The organism is Streptomyces sp. NPDC093064 (assembly GCF_044754605.1).
Lineage (GTDB): Bacteria > Actinomycetota > Actinomycetes > Streptomycetales > Streptomycetaceae > Streptomyces.
This window is the reverse complement of sequence record NZ_JBIVPK010000001.1, coordinates 349,835-370,037: the sequence shown is the minus strand read 5'-3', so window position 1 is coordinate 370,037 and position 20,203 is coordinate 349,835. Positions and strand designations below refer to the sequence as shown.

Sequence of the window (20,203 nt, the reverse complement as noted above, 5' to 3'; positions counted from 1 at the left end):
GTGGATCTGGACCACACCGACCTCGCCGTCGTGCGCGAGCTGCAGACGGACGGCCGCCTCACCTACGAGACGCTGGCCCAGCGCGTGGGCCTGTCACGGCCCGCCACCCGGGCCCGGGTCCAGCGGATGCTGGACTCCGGCGCGGTGCGCGTGGTGGCCATCGTGCACCCCGCCGTGCGCGGGCTGACCGCCTCGGCGCACCTGTCGATCGACACCCACGGAGCGGCCGGACCGGTGGCACGCGCCATCGCCGCGATGCCCCAGGCACCGTTCGTCACCCTCACCGCGGGACAGCGGGCCATCATGACCGAGTTGCGCACCGAGGGGTTCGCCGAACTGGACCGGGCGATCGAGCGGGTGCGCACCCTGCCGGGCGTACGGACGGTCGATCCGCTGATCACCACCCGCCAGCTGAAGGACCCCTACCTGCTGCCCGACCCCCCGGCCGCCGCCGAACTCGACGAGCTGGACCGGCGGATCCTGGACGAGCTGGAGCGCGACGGCCGGCTGCCGTTCGCCGAACTCGCCGACCGGGTGGGGCTGTCGGCGGGCGCCACCCGGTCCCGCACGCTGCGGCTGCTCGACGGCGGCGTCGCGAAGGTGCTCGCCCTGGTGCGGCCCGAACTGCTGGGCATGGGCCATCTCTGCGGCTTCGCGGTGCGCCTGGACGGTCCCGCGGATCCGGTGGCCGAGCAGCTCGCCTCCTGGGACCGCGTGTCGTTCCTGTCCGCCTGCCTCGGCCGGGCCGATCTGGTCGGCACCATCACGGCCGAGTCGCTGCCCGCACTCCTGGCCACCCTGGAGCGGATGCGGGCGTGCGAGCAGGTGAGCGGCGTGGAGAGCTGGCTGCACATGGAACTGGTGAAGGAGCGCTACGACCCGGGAGCCCCGGCCCCGGCCCCGGCCCCGGACGCCGGAACGGGAACCGCGGACAGCCACCCCCTCTGACGAACGATCCGTAATCAAAGACCTCCGGTAGCTTCCGAAATTTTTCTACGAAGCACCTCTAGCCAATCTGCCGTTCGTTATCTATCGTCCAGGCGAACGAATCAGCCGTTGCGTCGCCTCCGCGCACCTTCGGCGTCCCCTGGTCGAAAGCAGGCCCCATGCACCACCCCCTCGACGCCCCCGACCGCACCCTGCTGGTGACCGGCGCCGCGATCGCCGCCGCCGGCACCACGACCCGCGCGGAAGCCCTGGCCGTGCGCGGCGACCGGATCGTGCACGTCGGCACCGCCGACGACGCCCGCGCCGCGCTCGGCCGCGTGGACCGCGAGCTGGAGCTCGACGGCGGTCTGGTCCACCCCGGTTTCGTCGACGCGCACTGCCACCCGGTGATGTACGGCCAGGCCCTGGCCTGGGTCGACTGCAGGCCCGAGCGCGTACCGGACATCGACACCCTGGTCGACGTGCTGCGCGAGGCCGCCCGCGGCCTGCCCGCCGGAGTCCCGGTGCGCGGCTTCGGCTACGAGCACCGCCGCCTCGCCGAACGCCGCCACCCCACCCGCCACGACCTCGACCGCGTCGCCGACGACCGCGAGGTCTACGTCATGAACGCCTCCGGTCACGGCGGCGTCGTCAACTCCCACACGCTGCGGACCTGCGGCATCACGGCCGGCACCCCGGATCCCGAGGGGGGCAGCATCGGCCGTTTCGCCTCCGGCGAGCCCGACGGGCAGCTGTGGGACGCCGCGTGCGACCTGCTCACCGGGCCGGGCGGGGTGAAGATCGGCAACCACGGCCCGAACTTCCACCTCACCGAACCCGACGACGTCATGGCCGACCATCTGGCGCGCGCCCAGGAGGTCTTCCTGGCCGCCGGTGTCACCACGGTCGGCGACGCGCAGGCCTCGCGCCGCGAGATGGAGACCTATCTGCGGGCGCAGGAGTCCGGCTCCCTGCGCATGCGGGTGTCGGCGTATCTCACCTCCGCGCTGCTGGACACCGCGCTCGAACTCGGCGTCGTCCACGGCTTCGGCGCCGACCTGTTCCGTGTGCAGGGCGTCAAGTTCTACGCGGACGGCACGCTGGGCGGCTGGACCGCCTACTTCCCCGAGGGCTACGCCGCCGACTGCTGCCACCACGGCCAGCTGTACCACTCGGTCGAGGAGTACGCGGAGATCGTCGCTCGGGCTCACCGCGCGGGTCTGCAGACGGCGACGCACGCCCAGTCCCCGTACGCCATCGGCATGGTCCTCGACGCGGTCGAGAAGGCGCAGGCGGACCGGCCCCGGCCGGACATGCGGCACCGTATCGAGCACTGCGGCCTGCCCACCGACGAGCAGATCGAGCGCATGGGCGCGCTGGGGGTCGTCCCGGTGATGCAGCCGCAGCACCACCTGCGGACCGGCGACGGCACGCTGACCGCCGTCGGCGAGCTCGGCCACCGCTACAACCCCGCGGGCCGCTGCCTCACGGCCGGCGTTCCGGTCGTGTTCAGCTCCGACGCGCCGGTCGCCCCGCCCGCCCCGCTGGAGGCGGTCTCCGCGGCCGCCACCCGGCGCACGGTCCTGGGCACCGTCCTGGGCGACGAGACACTGCGGCTGCCGGTCGCCGACGGCCTGCACGCGCACACCGCCGCGGCCGCCCGCGCCCTGCACCGCGAGCACGCGGTGGGCGCGCTGGCGCCGGGCATGCTCGCCGACTTCGTCGTCCTCGACGCCGACCCCCTGCACACCGCGGCCGACGAACTCGCCGGCATCGGCGTGCGCGAGACCTGGATCGGCGGCAGCCGCGCCTGGGCGGCCCCCGGCCGCTGAGGCTCCCGTCCCCGCTCCGTCCCCTTCCCCGGGAGCGGCGCGCACCGCCGCGCCGCTCTCCCGCTCCCCCGTCCCCACCCTCAGCCGGAGGTCCCGCATGCCGGACCGCACCCACCAGCCCGATCCGAGAAACGCGCGCAGAGCCGCGCTGGCCGCCCTGGCCGGCACCTCGATCGAGTGGTACGACTTCTACGCCTTCGCCACCGCCGCGGCCATCGTCTTCAACGACGTGTTCTTCCCCGCGGACATGCCCTCGCTGCTCAAGACCCTGTCCGCCTTCGGCACGTTCGCCGTCGGCTTCCTGCTGCGACCGCTCGGCGGCGTGGTGTTCGGGCACATAGGCGACCGGGTGGGACGCAAGAAGACCCTCGTCATCACCCTGCTGATGATGGGCATCGCGTCCTTCGCCATCGGCCTGCTGCCGACCTACGCCCAGGTCGGCGCCCTGGCTCCGGTCCTGCTCATCGTCCTGCGCCTGGTCCAGGGCATCGCGATCGGCGGCGAGTGGGGCGGCGCGGTGCTGATCGCGGTGGAGAACGCCCCGAAGGGCAGGAGGACCTTCTTCGGCTCGTTCGCCCAGCTCGGTTCGTCCGTCGGCGCCCTGCTGTCCACCGGCGCCTTCAGCCTGATGAACCTCTTCGGTCACGACGCGTTCCTCAGCTGGGGCTGGCGCGTGCCGTTCCTCGCCTCCGCCGTCCTCGTCGCCATCGGACTCGTCATCCGCGTCAAGCTCGAGGACTCGCCGGTGATGTCCGAGGTGCGCGAGGAGCGCGAGGAGCGCGGGAGTGAGGCCAAGCTGCCGGTGGCGGAGGTGCTCCAGAAGGCCTGGCGTACCGTGCTGGTCGGCGTCTTCGCCCTGGCCACGGCCACCGGCGGCTACTACGTGGTGACCAGCTACCTGCTGTCCTACGGCACCGGGCATCTGCACCTGTCCGAGTCGATGCTGCTCAACGGCCTGACGCTGGCGGCCTTCCTCGAACTGCTGGTGACCCCGGGCCTGGCCTGGCTCGGGGACCGCGTCGGCGCGCACAAGGTCGTCATCGCCGGACTCGCCGGAGTCGTCGTCCTGGCGGCGCCGCAGTTCATGGTGATGGGCACGGGCAGCGTCGCGCTGATCTACCTGATGATGCTCGCGATGCGGTTCGTGATGTCGGCCCTGTACGGACCGATCGCCGCGATCCTCGCCGAAGGTTTCGAACCGCACGTCCGCTACACCGGGATCTCCCTGTCGTACCAGGTCTGCAACCTGATCTTCGGCGGCTTCGCACCGGTGGCCTGCGTGTCCCTGGCCGCGCTGGCGGGCGGCCACTACTGGCCCCCGGCCGTACTGCTGATGGTCATCTCGGCGGTTGGCATCTGGTGCACGGCGCGACTGCACACCGTCCGCGTGCGGCGGGAGGCCGCTCAGCCGGCCACCGCGGAGGCGGAGCCGCTGCCGGCGACCTCCTGACATCCCACGGCGGGGAGGGTGGGCTCCACTTCGAGCCCACCCTCCCCGCCGTGCCGGTTCAGCCGTCGGACCGCCGCTCGCGCCGCGGGCCCACGAGCCGTTCGGGGTCGCCGAGCAGGGTGACCAGCGTCGTGTCGTCGAGCAGGTGCTGGGCGCGGATCTCCTCGACCACGCTGGTTCCGTTGCGCAGCGCCGCCTGGGCCACCTCGGTCGCCCGGTGATACCCCAGGTGCGGCACCAGCGCGGTCACCAGCCCGATCGAGCGCTCGACACCCGCCCGCAGCCGGTCCCGGTCGGCGGTGATGCCGTGCACGCACCTGGTCGCCAGCCCACGTCCTGCGTGGCCTCCACCAGGTCCGCGGCGGAGACGAACGGCCGGCCGGTGAGCGCCGCCAGGTGCCGGGTGGCCAGCCGGGCGTAGTCGGCGGGGGCGCTTCCTCAGCCTGACGGTGGTGCTGGCGGCGTACGGGTACCGGGTGCGTGGCCGGCGGCGGGCGGGGCGGGTCGCCTGAGGCCTTCGTTCACGCATTCCGCAGCCCACCTCGTCCACCCGGTACTCGCCTGCCGGCTGTACGAGGTGGGCTGCGGGCTGCTGCCCCATATAGACCGCCCTCCTTATGGGTTCCGCACACATGCCCTCCCTCCCTGCCCCCTGCCTAATGTGGGCCGCCGCGGTGGGACGGAGCCGTGGATGCGCGCAGGAGAGGGCGGGAACATGCCGAACAGACGAAGCCGTGCGGGCCGGTGGCGGATGCTGCTCGCCCTGCTGATGGCCGTGGCGGCCGGACCGGTGGCCGGCGCCGGCACCGCGTCGGCCGCCGAACCGCCGTCCTACCTCACCCTCGAGGCGAGCTACGGAGCCGGCACCGTCACCAACGGCTGGGAGCGCGTGGAGCGCTACGTCGACACCACCCCCGGATTCCGCACCGAGGGCTATCCGGCCGACGGCCGCGGCGACCAGGACGGAAAGCGCGTCACGTACTTCGGCGGGGTCTCCCGCCCGTCCTCCGGCCGCTTCCTGCTCTACTCGGCCCCCGGCTGGAACACCGGCAGCCGCACCACACCGGTCCTGCTCGTGCACGGCGCCAACGACACCGCGGACCGCGCCTGGGCCAACCCGGGCGAGGCGGGCGGCTACGGCTGCGGCGCCCTGTCCTGCCCGTCCACCGGGCTGATGCAGTACCTGTCCGCACGCGGCCACCGCGTCTTCGCCGTCGGCTTCGCGCACAAGCAGGGCGACAACCTGATGCAGGCGCAGATCGTCGGCGACGCCATCGCCGCCATCAAGGCGAAGCTGGGCGTCGCCAAGGTCGACCTCGTCGGCTGGAGCAAGGGCGAGATGTCGACCCGCGCGTACGTGTCGTCGCTGAAGCCGAGCTGGGGGCGGGCGTACGCCGGCGACGTGCGCAGGCTGATCACCGTCGGCGGTCCGAACGGCGGCTACGACTACCCGTACGCGCACGGCTGGGCGCACGACTTCTCCATCTGGCCCGAGTGCGGCGGCACCGTCAACGCGCCCTCCCCGCACTCGCGGATGACCTGCTACGGCCTGTACACCGCGCACCCCGAGTTCTCGATGACGCCCTCCGGCGGCTACGACAACTACCCCGGCCAGCGGCAGATGCTGGCCCGCTGGGACGGGAGGTACGGGGTCGACGGCGCCGCGCAGGACTGGTACACCACGTACTACGGCGGCCAGGGCTTCTACACCGCGGGCAGCGGCATCCAGGCCGCCATCGACGCCGGCTCGCTGATCAAACCGCTGCACGACGCCGGCGTACCCGCCTCCGTCACCACCTATCTGCTGGCCGGTGGATCCCCCACCGTCGTCGGCATCTTCAACGAGAACCGCGGGCCGAGCGACGGTGTCGTCTTCATCGCCAGCGCGCTCGACACCACCGGCATCCCCACGGTCGGCGGCACCGCGACCATCGTCGGCGCCAACCACCTGGAGCTGGGCTGGAACGGCTCGGCCGCCGCCCAGGTCGCCACCTGGCTCTCGTAAAGGACCAAAGGATCAGATGACGATGACCAGCAGCATCCGCACCCGCCGGGTACCCACCGACCGCCTGACCGTCCAGGTCACCGACCTCCGGGACGAGGGCGAACCGGTCGTCTTCGTCCACGGCAACGTCTCCTCGTCCGCCTTCTGGCACTCCACCATGGCCCTGCTGCCGGACCGCTACCGCCCGATCGCGCTGGACCTGCGCGGCTTCGGCGGCACCGACCCGCTGCCCATCGACGCCACGCGCGGCCTGCGCGACCACGCCGACGACCTCGCGGCACTGCTGGCGGTCCTCGGGATCGACCGGGCGCACCTGGTGGGCTGGTCCATGGGCGGGGGCGTGATCATGCAGTACCTGAACGACCACCCGTCCGCGGTGCGCTCCCTGAGCCTGGTCAACCCGGTCTCCCCGTACGGCTTCGGTGGCACGCACGGGGTGGACGGAACCCTCAACTCCGAGGACGGGGCGGGCTCGGGCGGCGGCACGGCGAACCCGGAGTTCGTCGCGCTGCTGGCCAAGGGCGAGCGCGGCGAGGACTCCCCGGTCGCGCCCCGCTCCGTCCTGGCGACCTGCTACGTCAAGCCGCCGTGGCGCCCCGAGGGCGCGCAGGAGGACGCCTACGTCGACTCCATGCTCACCACGCGCACCGGCGACGACCACTACCCGGGCGACAGCGTGCCGTCCACGGCCTGGCCTGGCGTGGCTCCCGGCACCCGGGGTGTCCTCAACTGCCTTTCCCCGCTGTACTTCCGCCTCGACGAGCTGCATCTGATCGACCCCAAGCCGCCGGTGCTGTGGATCCGCGGCGAGGACGACGTGATCGTCTCGGACACCTCGATGTTCGACCTGGCGCACCTGGGCGCGATCGGCGCGGTGCCCGGCTGGGACGGGACACCTGCCCAGCCGATGGTGGCGCAGACCCGCCACGTGCTGGGCCGCTACGCGGGGCACGGCGGCACGGTCCGCGAGGTCGCCGTTCCCGACGCCGGGCACGCGGTGCATCTGGAACGCCCGGAGGAGTTCGGCGCGGCCCTGCTGGGGATCCTCACGGCATGACACCACGCACCACGGTATGCACGACCGAACAGGGCGCTGTCCGCGGCAGTGTTTCCACTTCCGCGGACGGCGGCGTGGCGTCCTTCCTGGGCATCCCGTACGCCGCCCCGCCGTTCGGCCCCCGCCGCTTCCTGGCGCCGGGCCCGCCCGAGCCCTGGGCGGGCGTGCGCGACGCCACGGCCTACGGCCCGACCGTGCCGCACGCGCCCTACGCGCCGCCCTTCGACGCACTCATCCCGGAGGACGTCATCCCCGGCGAGGACTGCCTGAACCTCAACATCTGGACGCCCGCCCCGGAGCCGGGGGCCGGCCTGCCGGTGATGGTGTGGCTGCACGGCGGGGCGTTCTCCAACGGCTCGGGCTCGGCGTCGGCGTACGACGGCAGCGCCTTCGCCCGCGGCGGGGTCGTCTGCGTCACCCTCAACTACCGCCTGGGTTCGGACGGTTTCCTCAGCCTGCCGGGCGTCCCGGACAACCGCGGGCTGCTGGACCAGGTGGCCGCCCTGCGCTGGATCCGCGCCAACATCGCCTCCTTCGGCGGCGACCCCGACCGGGTGACGGTCTTCGGCGAGTCGGCGGGCGCGATGAGCATCGGCGCCCTGCTGGCCACCGGCATGGCCCGCGGACTGTTCCACCGGGCGATCCTGCAGAGCGGCGCCTGCCACCACTTCCTGCGCCCGCCCTCGGCGGCCCTGATCACGGCCCGCCTGGCCGCGAAGCTCGGCATCGAACCGACCTTGGAGTCCTTCGCCGCGGTCCCCCTGACCGACCTTCTCCCCGCCCAGGCCGAACTCCGCGCGGAGGTGAGCGCCCGCCCGGACCCGGCCCTGTGGGGCGAGGCGGTGCTCAACCTGATGCCGTTCGAACCGGTCACGGCCGGCCTGTCCCTGCCCGGCCCCGACTGCGGCGTCGACCTCCTGATCGGCAGCAACCGCGAGGAGTACCGCCTGTTCCTGGTCCCCACGGGCCTCTTGGACGCGATTCCCGACTCCGCACTCCACGCCGCAACGACGGCATACGGCCTCGACCCGGCCAAGGCCCTCCCGGTCTACCGGGCGACCCGCCCCACCGCCACCCCGGGCGAACTCCTCTCCGCGGTGGCGACGGACTGGTTCTACCGCATCCCCGCCATCCGCCTGGCCGAGTCCGTCCCGGGCTCCCACGTCTACGAATTCGCCTGGCGCTCCCCCCAGTTCGACGGTCACCTGGGCGCCTGCCACGCCCTGGAACTCCCCTTCACCTTCAACCGCCTCCACGACCCGTCGTACACCCCTCTACTGGGCCCCCACCCACCCCAGCCCCTCGCGAACGCGATGCACACGGCCTGGCTCTCCTTCGCGAAGACGGGCAACCCTGGCTGGCCCGCCTACGACACGACCACCCGCACGACGATGGTCTTCACCGAGGACCCGACCCCGGAAAACGACTCACGCAGCGAGGAACGCCTGCTGTGGGAAGGCAGGCGCTAGTCATGACCGGTGACTGGCAGAAGGACCGCATCGGCAGTGCGCTGCGGGGTGAGAACCCCGCCGTGCTCCGCAGGCTGGAAGCGGGCTTCGCGGTGATCGGGGACGTGCAGTTCCTGCCGGGGTACTCGGTGCTTCTGGTGGACGACCCCGCGGTGGAGCGGCTGTCGGAGCTTCCGAAGAACAGGCGGATGGCGTTCCTGTCCGACATGGACAAGCTGGGGGAAGCCGTCGAACGGGCTTGCAGGCGGCTGGACCCGGCTTTCCGGCGGGTCAATCTGGAGATCCTGGGGAACGCCGATCCGTTCCTGCACGCCCATGTGTGGCCGCGCTTCGACTGGGAGCCGCCCGATCTCGTGGGCCGGCCGGTGTGGCTGTATCCGCGCGAGCGCTGGCACGACGAGCGGTACGCGCTCAGCCCCCGGCACGACACGCTGCGCAAGGCGATCACAGAGGAACTGAACCGCCTCGCGTAGGGGAAGGCACCACGTGGACGCCGCCGACGGCGCTTCAGTAGTGGTAGCGGGCCGCGAGGATCACGATGAGGGGCCGGCCCCTTGCCGCCTGTGTCTTCGACACGTTGGTGACTGTGCTGTGGGGCCAGGGCGCCTTCAGCGCAGTGACTGCTCTGTCCAGATGACCTTTCCGGTCGGGGTGTAGCGGGTCCCCCAGCGCTGGGCGAGTTGGGCGACGAGGAACAGCCCTCGTCCCCCTTCGTCGGTGCTGGTGGCACGCCGCAAACGCGGTGAGGTACTGCTGCAGTCGGAGACTTCGCATATCAAGGTACGGTCAAGGATGAGCCGCAACTCGCACGGCTGTGCCGCGTACCGGATGGCGTTGGTGGCCAGTTCGCTGACGATCAGCTCGGTGGTGAAGGTCAGCCTTTCCAGTTGCCATTCGGACAACTGACGAACGGCCTCCTCACGCAGGTGGGACACGGCGGCCGGGTCATCGGCGAGATCCCAGCGCGCGATGTGCCGCGCGTCCAGGGCGCGGGTGCGTGCGACGAGCAGGGCGACGTCGTCGCCGCGTCGGGCGGGAAGCAGACCGTCGACCAGCACTCGGCAGGTTTCGCCGGGCGAGCCGCGGGCACCGCGGAGCAGCCGCCGCATGTGCTCGAGTCCCGTCCCGATGTCGCGATCCCGGTGCTCGACGAGGCCGTCGGTGTACAGGATCAGCTGGCTTCCCTCGGGCAGTTCCAGATCAAGGGTCTCGAACGGCAGGCCGCCGAGGCCCAGAGGCGGCCCGGCCGACTCGTCGAGGAAGTCGACCGTACCGTCGGGGAGGACCAGGGCCGGTGCCGGGTGGCCTGCGCGGGCCAGGGTGCAGCGCTTTGAGGAGGGGTCGTAGACCGCGTACAGGCAGCTCGCACCGACGACCTCACTCGGCTCGCCCCCTTCGGGCTCCGGGTCGAGGTCGAGGCGGACCACCAAGTCGTCCAGTCGGGTGAGCACCTCGTCCACCGGCAGATCGAAATCCGAGAAGTTGCGGACGGCCGTGCGCAGGCGGCCCATCGTGGCGGACGCCTGCAGACCGTGGCCGACCACGTCACCGACGACGAGTGCCACCCGGGCACCCGACAGCGGAATGACATCGAACCAGTCCCCGCCCACGGCTGACTGCGCGGGCAGGTAGTGGCATGCGACGTCCACGGCGTTCTGCTCGGGAAGAGTGTGCGGGAGCAGGCGCCGCTGCAGGGCCAGAGCGGTGGTGTGTTCGCGGGTGTAGCGGCGGGCGTTGTCGATGCACACCGCCGCCCGGCTCGCGAGTTCCTCGGCAAGGGAGAGGTCGTCCTCCTCGAAGGGACCAGGCCGCTCGGAGCGGTAGAACGTCACCACGCCCAGGATGACACCCCGGGCGCACAGAGGGACGGCGATGAGTGAGTGCAACCCCGCCTCACGGATCTGCTCAGCACGTGCCGGGTCGTAAGCCGTCCAGGCGTAGGCCGTCTCCAGTTCTGGTTCGAGGACCGACTGCGCGGTCGTCAGGCAGCGGTTCTGCAGCATGGACGGGGTGTATTCCATCCGCGTCCCCGCCGGGTAGAGGTGTGAACCCCGGCGGACGGCACCGAGGGCGATCCGGCGCATCTCCTCACCCGGGTTCGTCGGCTCGTCGCCGGTGAGCACGGACTCGGCGAGGTCGACCGTGACGAAGTCGGCGAAGGCCGGGACCGCTGCCTCGGTCAGCTCCTCGGCGGTCCTGGTCACGTCCAGGGTCGTGCCGATGCGCTCCGCCGCCCTGCACAGCAGTTCGAGGCGTTGTCGCGCCCGCACGGCCAGACGCCCGATGCCGGGCTCGCCCACGGCGACGAGCCCGCCCGCCACGGCGCCCTGGTGCTCACCGACGGACGGCGAGGCGTGGGCCGGGGCAGGCCTCGCCGACACGGATGTCGGCCTGGGCGTTGTCTCCGCGGCCTGAAGGCTCATGGGCTCCAGGCGCAGGAGCGCGCCATCGGCGCGCAGGGCCTCGACGACGAATCCGGTGAGGGCATCGGTGGCGCCTTCCACGGGTCGGCTGCGCAGCGCGGCGGTGCGACCTCGGGCAAGGGGTACCTCGACGACCGCTGCCTGTCCGGCGGAGATGAGTTCTGCCGCCGCCCTCCGCAGGACCTCCAGGTCGTCGCGGCGCAGCGGTTCCCCCGCCGTGCTGACGACGTCGCTCGCGAAGTGTGCCGTGGCGCCGGCGGCCGTCCTGCGCTGGGCTCGCAGAAACGCGCGGAGCAGGGATCGCTCGTGTTCCTCAATGTCGTCGAGAAGCAGACGTTCGATGGTGTTGGCCGTCTCCTGTACCAGGACAAGCATCACCGGGTCGCCGAGGTCGTTGATGCTTGACACATTGATCACACCGCGGACTCGTCCGCTGAGCGGATCGCGTATGGGCGCTGCCGCGCAGGCAAAATTCCGGTTGATATCGGCGAAGTGCTCACTGCCACGGATGAAGGCCGGGCGCCGGTCCGCGAGTGCCGTACCAATGCCGTTGGTTCCGACGGCTCCTTCCGACCAACCGAATCCTGGTTCGACTCGCAGGCCCTCCAGCGAGCGGCTCAGCGCGGGGATACCCACCCGGCGTTCCAGCACCTGCGCCTTGGGATTGCAGAGGGCTGTGACAACATCCATCCCCGACAGCTGGGACTGCAGTCGGTCCAGGGCCGGCCCGGCGAGGGACAGAACACTGTCCTCCTGGTTCACGTTTCCGGAGTAGGGGATGCTGACGTGATCCGCCGCGATGCCCCGGAAGCGGCAACGCTGCCAGGAGAAGAGCACAGCGCTGCGCACCGCGAGGTCCACGGGCTCGCCGCTGAGGAATTTGAGGCGCGCTTCCTCGAGGCGTCGCGCGTCGTCCCAGTCCAGCCTCATATCGCCTCCTCGCCCGTAAGCGAGCCACCCCGATCAAATATACGCCGCCGGGATCCCCGCAATACAGCGTGAAGGACTTTCCATTCGAAGATTCACTCCGATCCACAGAAGGGGGAAACGGAGTCGAGTGGGCGCCGGAAATACAGAGAATCAGCTCTCTTGAAGGTCGGCAAGGAACTTCATCTTGTGGCCGGCGTTCGCTTTTTGAAGCGCGGGGCTGGAAAACGGAGCGGCACACCTCTTTCAACTGACGCACCGTCAGCCGGACCGGCACCGATCCGGCAGCGGGCACAGCGACGGGGCCGGCCCCGAACCGGGCCGACCCCTTCTGACCTGATATTCGCTGAACCGGGCTCTTCAACGCCGGGGCAGCCGCTAAACGTTGAAGCGGAACTCCACCACGTCCCCGTCGCGCATGACGTACTCCTTGCCCTCCATGCGGGCCTTGCCCTTGGCGCGGGCCTCGGCGACCGAGCCGGACTCCAGAAGGTCCTCGAAGGAGATGACCTCGGCCTTGATGAAGCCCTTCTGGAAGTCGGTGTGGATGACACCGGCGGCCTCGGGGGCGGTGGCGCCCTTCTTGATGGTCCAGGCGCGGGACTCCTTGGGGCCGGCCGTCAGGTAGGTCTGGAGGCCGAGGGTGCGGAAGCCGACGTGGGCGAGGGTGGCGAGGCCGGGCTCGTCCTGGCCGACGGACTGGAGGAGTTCCAGTGCCTCGTCCTCGTCCAGCTCGGCGAGGTCCGCCTCCAGCTTGGCGTTGAGGAAGATCGCCTCAGCGGGGGCGACCAGGGCGCGCTGCTCGTTCTTGAAGTCCTCGTCGACCAGCTCGTCCTCGTCGACGTTGAAGACGTACAGGAAGGGCTTGGTGGTGAGCAGGTGCAAGTCGTGCAGGAGCTCGGCGCGCTCGCTGCCCTGGACGATGCCGTGCGCGAAGAGCGTGTCGCCCTTCTCCAGGATCTCCTTGGCCTCCTCGACGGCCTTGACCTTGGGAGCGACGTCCTTCTTGATCCGCGACTCCTTCTGGAGCCGGGGCAGGACCTTCTCGATGGTCTGGAGGTCGGCGAGGATCAGCTCGGTGTTGATCGTCTCGATGTCGTCCTTGGGCGAGACCTTGCCGTCGACGTGGACGACGTTCTCGTCCTTGAAGGCGCGGATGACCTGGCAGATCGCGTCCGACTCGCGGATGTTCGCGAGGAACTTGTTGCCCAGGCCCTCGCCCTCGCTGGCGCCGCGCACGATGCCGGCGATGTCGACGAAGTCGACGGTGGCCGGGAGGATCCGCTCCGACTTGAAGATCGAGGCGAGCTGGGCGAGACGACCGTCCGGCACTCCGACGACACCGACGTTCGGCTCGATCGTGGCGAACGGGTAGTTGGCCGCGAGCACGTCGTTCTTGGTCAGGGCGTTGAACAGGGTCGACTTGCCGACGTTCGGCAGACCGACGATTCCGATCGTGAGCGACACGTTGCGACTTCCCGTACGTGAGGAGACTGAGGGCCAGGCGGCCGATCCACCAGTCTACGGCGTGCCACAACCGGGCCCCGCGACGGTTCGAACGCTTGGCCAAGCTGCCGCGCACGGCGTGTCAGGCGGGCGATTCGCCACATAAGCAGACCTAGGTTGGTCCAGTGGAGCAGCACAAGACGCGACACCAGCAGCACGGACCGCGACGAGGCAGGCCGCCGGTACCCCCGGCGCGACGGCCTCCTGCCGCACGACGTCCCCCCGCTCCGGCGGCGGCCCCGGCACCCGCGCCGCGGCGGCCGTCCGGTCCGCGGCTGACGGGCCTGGGCGCCGGGATGTTCTGCGGGGCCGTCATGTTCCTGCTCGGCGGTCTGGACCTGCTGCTCTTCGACGGGGCCTCCACCGCGTACGGCGTGCTGTTCCTGCCGGTGTGCGCGCTGACCGCGCTGTGGGTGCGCAAGGGCGACCTGCTGACCGCGCCCGTCGTGGCGCCGATCGGGTTCGCCGTGGGGCTGCTGCCCGTGATCGACGGGGAGGTGGGGTTCCTCGGCAAGCTGATGGGCCTGGTGACCGCGCTCGCCACCGAGGCGCCCTGGCTGTACGCGGGGACGCTGATCGCGGTGGTGACGGTGCTGGTGCGGCGGGTGGCGCTGGCAGCGCGACGGCGGGCGGTGCGCAAGCGCGTGGCGGGCTGACGCGCCGGGGTGAGCCGCCGGCGGGAGGGCTGCCGGCGCCCGCCCGGACCCGTCTGCGCGGTCAGCGCGTCCGCGTCAGCACGTCATCGCGTCGAGGGCTACCGCCTCACCCGTGCTCCGCCGCGTGCATCGCCGCGCCGACGATCCCCGCGTTGTTCTGCAACTGGGCGGGAACGATCTCCGCCTTGATGTCCTCGATCAGGGGCAGGAACTTCTCGGACTTGCGGCTGACGCCGCCGCCGACGATGAACAGCTCCGGGCTGAAGAGCATCTCGACATGGGCGAGGTACTTCCCCACCCGGCGCGCCCAGCGCTCCCAACTGAGCTCGTGGTCGTCCTTGGCCTTGCTGGACGCCCGCTTCTCCGCCTCGTGGCCGTTCAGCTCCAGATGCCCGAGTTCGGTGTTGGGGACGAGGACGCCGTCGACGAAGACGGCGCTGCCGATGCCGGTACCGAAGGTCAGCAGCACCACCGTGCCCTTGCGGCCGCGCCCGGCGCCGAAGTGCATCTCGGCGACGCCCGCCGCGTCCGCGTCGTTGACCACCGTCACCGGCAGACCGCCCAGCCGGCCGCCGAACAACGCGCGCGCGTCGGTGTCGACCCAGCTCTTGTCGACGTTGGCCGCCGTACGGACCATGGCGCCGCCGGTGACGACCCCCGGGAACGTCAGCCCGACCGGTCCGGTCCAGCCGAAGTGGTCGACCACCTCTTTGACCCCGTCGGCGACGGTGTCGGGGGTCGCCGGTTGGGGGGTCAGCACCTTGTGCCGCTCCTGGGTCAGGTCTCCCCTGTCCAGGTCCACAGGGGCGCCCTTGATGCCGGACCCGCCGATGTCCACGCCGAAGATCTGCATGGCTCCACGTTACGACGTACGACGGACCGTCACCCCTGCGTCGTACCGGACCCTCCGCGCTCGGCGACCAGCGCGGCCGCCTCCTCGCGCAGGTCCCGGCGGAGCTCCTTGGGCAGGGAGAAGGTGATGGACTCCTCGGCCGCCTTGACGATCTCCACGTCCTCGAAGCCGCGCTGCGACAGCCATTCGAGCACCTGCTCGACCAGGACCTCCGGCACGGAGGCGCCCGAGGTCAGGCCGACCGTGGTGACGCCCTCCAGCCAGCTCTCGTCGACCTCGTCGGCGAAGTCCACGAGGTAGGCCTGGTCCGCGCCCGCGAGCTTGGCGACCTCCACCAGCCGCTTGGAGTTCGAGGAGTTGCGGGAGCCGACGACGATCACCAGGTCGGCTTCGGCGCCCATCTGCTTCACGGCGAGCTGGCGGTTCTGCGTGGCGTAGCAGATGTCGTCGCTGGGCGGGGAGAGCAGCTGCGGGAACTTGTCCTTGAGCGCGTCGACCGTCTCCATGGTCTCGTCGACCGACAGCGTGGTCTGCGACAGCCACACGACCCGGGAGGGGTCGCGGACCTCGACGTTCGCGACGTCCTCGGGGCCGTCGACGAGCTGGATGTGGTCGGGGGCCTCGCCGGTGGTGCCGATGACCTCCTCGTGGCCCTCGTGCCCGATCAGGAGGATGTCGTAGTCCTCGCCCGCGAACCGGACGGCCTCCTTGTGGACCTTGGTCACCAGGGGGCAGGTGGCGTCGATGGTGGCCAGGTGGCCCCGCTCGGCCTCCTCGTGGACGGTGGGGGCCACGCCGTGCGCCGAGAACATCACGATGTTCCCCGGCGGCACCTCCTCGGTGCGCTCGACGAAGACGGCGCCCTTCTTCTCCAGGGTCTGCACGACGTACTTGTTGTGGACGATCTCGTGCCGGACATAGATCGGAGCCCCGTACTGCTCAAGGGCTTTCTCGACGGCGATCACGGCGCGGTCCACACCCGCGCAGTAGCCCCGGGGGGCGGCGAGCAGGACACGGCGGCCAGACGAAGCGGTCATGCCCCCCATCGTAAGGCCGCCACCGGGGCCCGAAGATCGCCCCGCGTTCGCCCCACGATCGCCCCACGGACGCGCGGCCCGGGCCGGTGGGCGAGGGGGTGGGGGTTGTCGGTGTGGGCGGCTACTCTCGCGGGCATGGCTGTCTCCACGTCTCCCGAAGCTCCCCTGCCCGTCGGCGAGGTGTCGCGGCTGATCGGGGGGTGGATCGAGCGGCTCGGCGCGGTGTGGGTCGAGGGGCAGATCACGCAGTTGTCGCGGCGCCCGGGTGCGGGCGTGGTGTTCCTGACGCTGCGCGATCCGTCGTACGACATCTCCGTCAGCGTGACCTGTTACCGCCAGGTGTTCGACGCGATCGCTGACGTGGTCGGCGAGGGCGCGCGGGTCGTGGTGCACGCCAAACCGGAGTGGTACGCGCCGCGCGGGCAGCTGTCGCTGCGGGCCGTCGAGATAAGGCCGGTGGGCGTCGGTGAGCTGCTGGCCCGGCTGGAGCAGCTGAAGAAGACCCTCGCGGCGGAGGGACTGTTCGCGGCCGAGCGGAAGAAGCCCCTGCCCTTCCTGCCCCAGCTCGTCGGGCTGGTCTGCGGCCGGGCATCGGCCGCGGAGCGGGACGTGCTGGAGAACGCCCGGCACCGCTGGCCCGCGGTCCGCTTCGAGGTGCGCAACGTCGCCGTGCAGGGCGTGCACGCCGTCCCACAGGTCGTGCAGGCCGTGAAGGAGCTGGACGCGACCGACGAGGTGGACGTGATCATCGTGGCGCGCGGCGGCGGCAGCGTGGAGGACCTGCTGCCGTTCTCGGACGAGCAGCTGGTGCGCGCGGTCGCCTCCTGCCGTACGCCCGTGGTGTCCGCGATCGGGCACGAGCCGGACACCCCGCTGCTCGACTACGTCGCCGACCTGCGCGCCTCCACGCCGACCGACGCCGCGAAGAGGGTCGTACCGGACGTCGGCGAGGAGTACGAGCGGGTACGGCAGCTACGGGACCGCGCCCGCAGGTGCGTGCGGGCGCTCGTCGAGCGAGAGGAGCGGGGGCTCGCCCACGCGCTCGCCCGGCCCTGCATGGAGGACCCGCACCGCATGATCGAGGAGCGCGAGGACCAGGTCGCGTCGGTCCTCGACCGTAGCCGGCGCACCCTGCGGCACCTGCTGGACCGCGCGGACTCCGAGCTGACGCACACGCACGCGCGTGTGGTGGCCCTCTCCCCTGCCGCGACTCTCCGGCGCGGGTACGCCGTGCTCCAGAAGGCGGACGGGCACGTGGTCCGCGACCCGGGAGAAGTGACGGCGGACGAGGCCCTGCGGGCCCGGGTCGCCGAGGGCGAGTTCACGGTTCGTGTCGACACATAGGGTGGGCGGATGACAAGCAAGGCGGATGAGGCACTCGGCTACGAGCAGGCACGGGACGAGCTGATCGAGGTCGTCCGGCGCCTGGAGGCGGGCGGTACGAGCCTGGAGGAGTCCCTCGCGCTGTGGGAACGCGGCGAGGAACTGGCCAAGGTGTGCCGCCGCTGGCTGGAGGGCGCCCGCGCCCGCCTGGACGCGACCCTCGCGGAGGAAGCGGAACGAGAGGGGTCGGAGAGCTCGGAGTAGGGCGGGGACCACGGTCGAGCGGGCCCGCCGGTCAGGGCCAGGGCACGCGGATCAGGACGGAGATCCGGCCGGTCAGGGCCGAGGCTCGCGCTGAAGGCCGGGGGCCTGCGGTCGGGGGCAGCCCCGACGACCCGGGCCAGGGCCCGCCGTCACAGCCGGGGCCGACGGTCAGGGTCAGGGGACCCGGCCGGTCAAGGCGGGGTCGCTGTCAGCCCGTGGGCGGGCTTTCAGGGCGTCTTCAGCGCTCGCGCCATCGTCGTCAGCTGGTCGAAGGGCGCCGTGCCCGCCACCACCGTCGTGGCCCCCTTGGTGTCCTCCAGCACGAGCGCGTCGTAGCGGCCGCCGGTGTAGCGCGTCCACGTGCGGCCGTCGATCTCCTCGGTGACCTTCGTGGCCCGCCCGCCCAGGCTGGCCGCGTCGATGAAGTCCTTGCGCTTCTGCGCGGACTGCTCGACCGCCACGTACTGACCGTCGGGATCCTGGAAACCCAGGTGCCAGTGGTCCTTCTCATGGGCCCGGAAGCGGACCGACGTGGCCTTCCAGGTGTCGGGCAGGCCCTCGGGCGCGGCCACCGGGTACGACGCCGCCCGGCGCGCGGTGGTCAACTCGATGCTGTAGTCGACCCGCTGGATGTCGGGAGCCTTGCTGTCGTGCGGGACGAAGAGGTAGATGACCGCCGCCGCGATCCCGATCAGGCCCAGGGAGAGAATCATGTCCCGGACCGTCTTCTGCTTGCCGTTCGAACCTGCCACGCCCCCTATCGTCGCAGGTGCCCGGCCCGCTCATCCGTGGGGCCCCCTGCTCATTCTGCCCGTCCAGAGATAGAGTCGGGGCCAACACCCTCATCCGGCCGTCGTCGTATCAGAAAGGTGCGCTCCGATGACCGAGCATCATCATCTTCCCTCCGAGCTCGAGGTGCCCTCCGAGGCGCCCGACCGCAACATCGCCCTGGAACTCGTCCGGGTGACCGAGGCAGCGGCCATGGCCGCGGGCCGCTGGGTCGGGCGCGGTGACAAGAACGGCGCCGACGGCGCCGCCGTGCGCGCCATGCGCTCCCTCGTCTCCACCGTGTCGATGAACGGCGTCGTCGTCATCGGCGAGGGGGAAAAGGACGAGGCCCCGATGCTCTTCAACGGCGAGCACGTCGGCGATGGCACCGGGCCTGAGGTCGACATCGCCGTCGACCCGATCGACGGCACCACCCTGACCGCCAAGGGCATGCCGAACGCGATCGCGGTCCTCGCCGCCGCCGAGCGCGGCGCGATGTTCGACCCATCCGCCGTGTTCTACATGGACAAGCTGGTCACCGGGCCGGAGGCGGCCGACTTCGTCGACATCAACGCTCCGGTGTCCGTGAACATCAAGCGCGTGGCCAAGGCCAAGCGGTCCACGCCGGAGGACGTCACGGTCGTCATCCTGGACCGGCCGCGGCACGAGAGCATGATCAGGGAGATCCGGGAGACGGGCGCCCGCATCAAGCTGATCTCCGACGGCGACGTGGCCGGCTCGATCCTGGCGCTGCGCGACGGCACCGGCATCGACCTGCTGCTCGGCATCGGCGGCACGCCCGAGGGCATCATCTCGGCCTGCGCCGTGAAGTGCCTGGGCGGCACGATCCAGGGCAAGCTGTGGCCGAAGGACGACGAGGAGCGGCAGCGGGCGCTCGACGCCGGGCACGACCTGGACCGCGTGCTGACCACGGACGATCTGGTCTCCGGCGAGAACGTCTTCTTCGTCGCCACCGGCATCACCGACGGCGAGCTGATGCGCGGCGTGCGCTACCGCGCCGAGACGGCGACGACCGACTCGATCGTGATGCGGTCCAAGTCCGGCACAGTCCGCCGGATCGACTCCGAGCACCGGCTGAGCAAGCTGCGGGCGTACAGCGCGATCGACTTCGACCGCGCGAAGTAGCCGGTCCGCGGATCGGTTACGGCGATGGGGCGCTCCCAGTGCGGAGGGGGCGCCCCATACGCGTACGTGCGTTCGGTCCGGCGGCCGGTTGCCCGGTCCGAAAGGGTGGCCGGGGCGGGGCGGAGCCGGTCCGGTGGGCGGGCCTCACCCCGCCGCCCCCGGGGCGGGCCCTACCCCGCCGCCGCTATGCGTCCCGTGGCGCGGGCCGCCTTCTTCAGCTCCAGGTCGCGGCGGCGGCGCCGGGCCAGGACGACGCGGCGCTCGGCGGCGGTGAGGCCGCCCCAGACGCCGTACGGCTCGGGTTGCAGCAGCGCGTGCTCGCGGCACTCGACCATGACAGGGCAGCGCGCGCAGACCCGCTTGGCCGCCTCCTCGCGGGACAGCCGCGCGGCGGTGGGCTCCTTGGAGGGTGCGAAGAACAGGCCCGCCTCGTCACGCCGGCACACCGCCTCCGTGTGCCAGGGCGCGTCCTGATCCCTGTCTCGCGCCGGCGCCCGCCGGGCCGGAACGGCAGCTACCTGCAGCGACGAATGCGGCGGTTGCAGCACGGTCTTCTCCTG

18 protein-coding genes are annotated in these 20,203 nt (G+C 71.4%); 11 read left to right on the top strand and 7 right to left on the bottom strand.

The window, feature by feature from the left end:
• From ACIQFZ_RS01665 to ACIQFZ_RS01655, 3 genes are all read left to right on the top strand, one after another.
• Entirely contained in the window at nt 1-948 is a 948-nt protein-coding gene (locus ACIQFZ_RS01665) for an Lrp/AsnC family transcriptional regulator (RefSeq protein WP_376651279.1), read from the top strand.
• Between the two features lie 158 nt (nt 949-1,106).
• The gene (locus tag ACIQFZ_RS01660; protein ID WP_383058189.1) at nt 1,107-2,759 is read left to right on the top strand and encodes an amidohydrolase; all 1,653 of its coding nucleotides are present in this window, start codon (nt 1,107-1,109) and stop codon (nt 2,757-2,759) included.
• A 97-nt stretch (nt 2,760-2,856) separates the two neighbouring features.
• Nucleotides 2,857-4,209, top strand: a complete 1,353-nt coding sequence (locus ACIQFZ_RS01655; protein WP_365436718.1) for an MFS transporter — start codon at nt 2,857-2,859, stop codon at nt 4,207-4,209.
• Nucleotides 4,210-4,267: 58 nt separating this feature from the next.
• Here the strand turns inward: ACIQFZ_RS01655 and ACIQFZ_RS01650 are convergent, their stop codons facing one another.
• Complete coding sequence (locus ACIQFZ_RS01650) at nt 4,268-4,522, bottom strand: hypothetical protein (protein ID WP_402690377.1); 255 nt, start codon at nt 4,520-4,522, stop codon at nt 4,268-4,270.
• A gap of 402 nt (nt 4,523-4,924) precedes the next feature.
• Between ACIQFZ_RS01650 and ACIQFZ_RS01645 the strand changes: the two genes are divergently transcribed.
• Genes ACIQFZ_RS01645 through ACIQFZ_RS01630 form a run of 4 tightly spaced genes read left to right on the top strand, consistent with a single transcriptional unit; the run spans nt 4,925 to nt 9,213 of the window.
• On the top strand, nt 4,925-6,214 hold the full coding sequence (locus ACIQFZ_RS01645) for a lipase (RefSeq protein WP_361413166.1): 1,290 nt from the start codon (nt 4,925-4,927) through the stop codon (nt 6,212-6,214).
• A gap of 22 nt (nt 6,215-6,236) precedes the next feature.
• Nucleotides 6,237-7,271, top strand: a complete 1,035-nt coding sequence (locus tag ACIQFZ_RS01640) for an alpha/beta fold hydrolase (protein WP_402690376.1) — start codon at nt 6,237-6,239, stop codon at nt 7,269-7,271.
• Entirely contained in the window at nt 7,268-8,740 is a 1,473-nt protein-coding gene (locus ACIQFZ_RS01635; protein WP_402690375.1) for a carboxylesterase/lipase family protein, read from the top strand. The genes ACIQFZ_RS01640 and ACIQFZ_RS01635 overlap by 4 nt, the downstream gene beginning before the upstream one ends.
• A 2-nt stretch (nt 8,741-8,742) precedes the next feature.
• Nucleotides 8,743-9,213: an HIT family protein gene (locus ACIQFZ_RS01630; RefSeq protein ID WP_383058195.1), complete on the top strand. Its 471-nt coding sequence runs from the start codon at nt 8,743-8,745 to the stop codon at nt 9,211-9,213.
• A 135-nt stretch (nt 9,214-9,348) separates the two neighbouring features.
• On the opposite strand, the gene ACIQFZ_RS01625 is transcribed toward ACIQFZ_RS01630, so the two are convergent.
• The gene (locus ACIQFZ_RS01625) at nt 9,349-12,093 is read right to left on the bottom strand and encodes a SpoIIE family protein phosphatase (protein ID WP_402690374.1); all 2,745 of its coding nucleotides are present in this window, start codon (nt 12,091-12,093) and stop codon (nt 9,349-9,351) included.
• Nucleotides 12,094-12,468: 375 nt separating this feature from the next.
• Entirely contained in the window at nt 12,469-13,557 is a 1,089-nt protein-coding gene (ychF, locus tag ACIQFZ_RS01620; protein WP_376651271.1) for a redox-regulated ATPase YchF, read from the bottom strand.
• A 353-nt stretch (nt 13,558-13,910) separates the two neighbouring features.
• Here ychF and ACIQFZ_RS01615 point away from each other — a divergent pair, with 353 nt between their 5' ends.
• Nucleotides 13,911-14,252: a DUF6542 domain-containing protein gene (locus ACIQFZ_RS01615; RefSeq protein WP_376651270.1), complete on the top strand. Its 342-nt coding sequence runs from the start codon at nt 13,911-13,913 to the stop codon at nt 14,250-14,252.
• A gap of 106 nt (nt 14,253-14,358) precedes the next feature.
• Here the strand turns inward: ACIQFZ_RS01615 and ppgK are convergent, their stop codons facing one another.
• Together ppgK and ACIQFZ_RS01605 are read right to left on the bottom strand one after the other, a co-directional pair.
• Nucleotides 14,359-15,105 (bottom strand): polyphosphate--glucose phosphotransferase, encoded by a 747-nt coding sequence (ppgK, locus tag ACIQFZ_RS01610; RefSeq protein ID WP_365422865.1) that lies wholly within the window; start codon nt 15,103-15,105, stop codon nt 14,359-14,361.
• A 29-nt stretch (nt 15,106-15,134) separates the two neighbouring features.
• Nucleotides 15,135-16,151 carry a 4-hydroxy-3-methylbut-2-enyl diphosphate reductase gene (locus tag ACIQFZ_RS01605; protein ID WP_402690373.1) on the bottom strand — a complete coding sequence of 339 codons (1,017 nt, stop codon included), beginning with the start codon at nt 16,149-16,151 and terminating at the stop codon, nt 15,135-15,137.
• 126 nt (nt 16,152-16,277) lie between these two features.
• On the opposite strand from ACIQFZ_RS01605, the gene xseA reads away from it, so the two are divergent.
• The gene (xseA, locus tag ACIQFZ_RS01600; RefSeq protein WP_365422859.1) at nt 16,278-17,486 is read left to right on the top strand and encodes an exodeoxyribonuclease VII large subunit; all 1,209 of its coding nucleotides are present in this window, start codon (nt 16,278-16,280) and stop codon (nt 17,484-17,486) included.
• A gap of 9 nt (nt 17,487-17,495) precedes the next feature.
• Nucleotides 17,496-17,729: an exodeoxyribonuclease VII small subunit gene (locus tag ACIQFZ_RS01595; RefSeq protein WP_365422857.1), complete on the top strand. Its 234-nt coding sequence runs from the start codon at nt 17,496-17,498 to the stop codon at nt 17,727-17,729.
• A gap of 227 nt (nt 17,730-17,956) precedes the next feature.
• On the opposite strand, the gene ACIQFZ_RS01590 is transcribed toward ACIQFZ_RS01595, so the two are convergent.
• Nucleotides 17,957-18,481, bottom strand: a complete 525-nt coding sequence (locus ACIQFZ_RS01590) for a DUF4245 domain-containing protein (RefSeq protein ID WP_365422854.1) — start codon at nt 18,479-18,481, stop codon at nt 17,957-17,959.
• Between the two features lie 127 nt (nt 18,482-18,608).
• Between ACIQFZ_RS01590 and glpX the strand changes: the two genes are divergently transcribed.
• Nucleotides 18,609-19,643, top strand: coding sequence for a class II fructose-bisphosphatase (gene glpX / locus ACIQFZ_RS01585; protein ID WP_326803908.1), 1,035 nt, complete (start codon nt 18,609-18,611; stop codon nt 19,641-19,643).
• A gap of 170 nt (nt 19,644-19,813) precedes the next feature.
• On the opposite strand, the gene ACIQFZ_RS01580 is transcribed toward glpX, so the two are convergent.
• Nucleotides 19,814-20,191: a WhiB family transcriptional regulator gene (locus ACIQFZ_RS01580; RefSeq protein ID WP_361413154.1), complete on the bottom strand. Its 378-nt coding sequence runs from the start codon at nt 20,189-20,191 to the stop codon at nt 19,814-19,816.
• Nucleotides 20,192-20,203 lie beyond the last annotated feature (12 nt).

Bases quoted from the DNA above. Each gene is read 5' to 3' on its own strand.
- ACIQFZ_RS01660 (WP_383058189.1), top strand. From the start codon at position 1,107: ATGCACCACCCCCTCGACGCCCCCGACCGCACCCTGCTGGTGACCGGC.
- ACIQFZ_RS01655 (WP_365436718.1), top strand. From the start codon at position 2,857: ATGCCGGACCGCACCCACCAGCCCGATCCGAGAAACGCGCGCAGAGCC.
- ACIQFZ_RS01645 (WP_361413166.1), top strand. From the start codon at position 4,925: ATGCCGAACAGACGAAGCCGTGCGGGCCGGTGGCGGATGCTGCTCGCC.
- ACIQFZ_RS01640 (WP_402690376.1), top strand. From the start codon at position 6,237: ATGACCAGCAGCATCCGCACCCGCCGGGTACCCACCGACCGCCTGACC.
- ACIQFZ_RS01635 (WP_402690375.1), top strand. From the start codon at position 7,268: ATGACACCACGCACCACGGTATGCACGACCGAACAGGGCGCTGTCCGC.
- ACIQFZ_RS01630 (WP_383058195.1), top strand. From the start codon at position 8,743: ATGACCGGTGACTGGCAGAAGGACCGCATCGGCAGTGCGCTGCGGGGT.
- ACIQFZ_RS01625 (WP_402690374.1), bottom strand. From the start codon at position 12,093: ATGAGGCTGGACTGGGACGACGCGCGACGCCTCGAGGAAGCGCGCCTC.
- ACIQFZ_RS01615 (WP_376651270.1), top strand. From the start codon at position 13,911: ATGTTCCTGCTCGGCGGTCTGGACCTGCTGCTCTTCGACGGGGCCTCC.
- ppgK (WP_365422865.1), bottom strand. From the start codon at position 15,105: ATGCAGATCTTCGGCGTGGACATCGGCGGGTCCGGCATCAAGGGCGCC.
- ACIQFZ_RS01605 (WP_402690373.1), bottom strand. From the start codon at position 16,151: ATGGGGGGCATGACCGCTTCGTCTGGCCGCCGTGTCCTGCTCGCCGCC.
- xseA (WP_365422859.1), top strand. From the start codon at position 16,278: ATGGCTGTCTCCACGTCTCCCGAAGCTCCCCTGCCCGTCGGCGAGGTG.
- ACIQFZ_RS01595 (WP_365422857.1), top strand. From the start codon at position 17,496: ATGACAAGCAAGGCGGATGAGGCACTCGGCTACGAGCAGGCACGGGAC.
- glpX (WP_326803908.1), top strand. From the start codon at position 18,609: ATGACCGAGCATCATCATCTTCCCTCCGAGCTCGAGGTGCCCTCCGAG.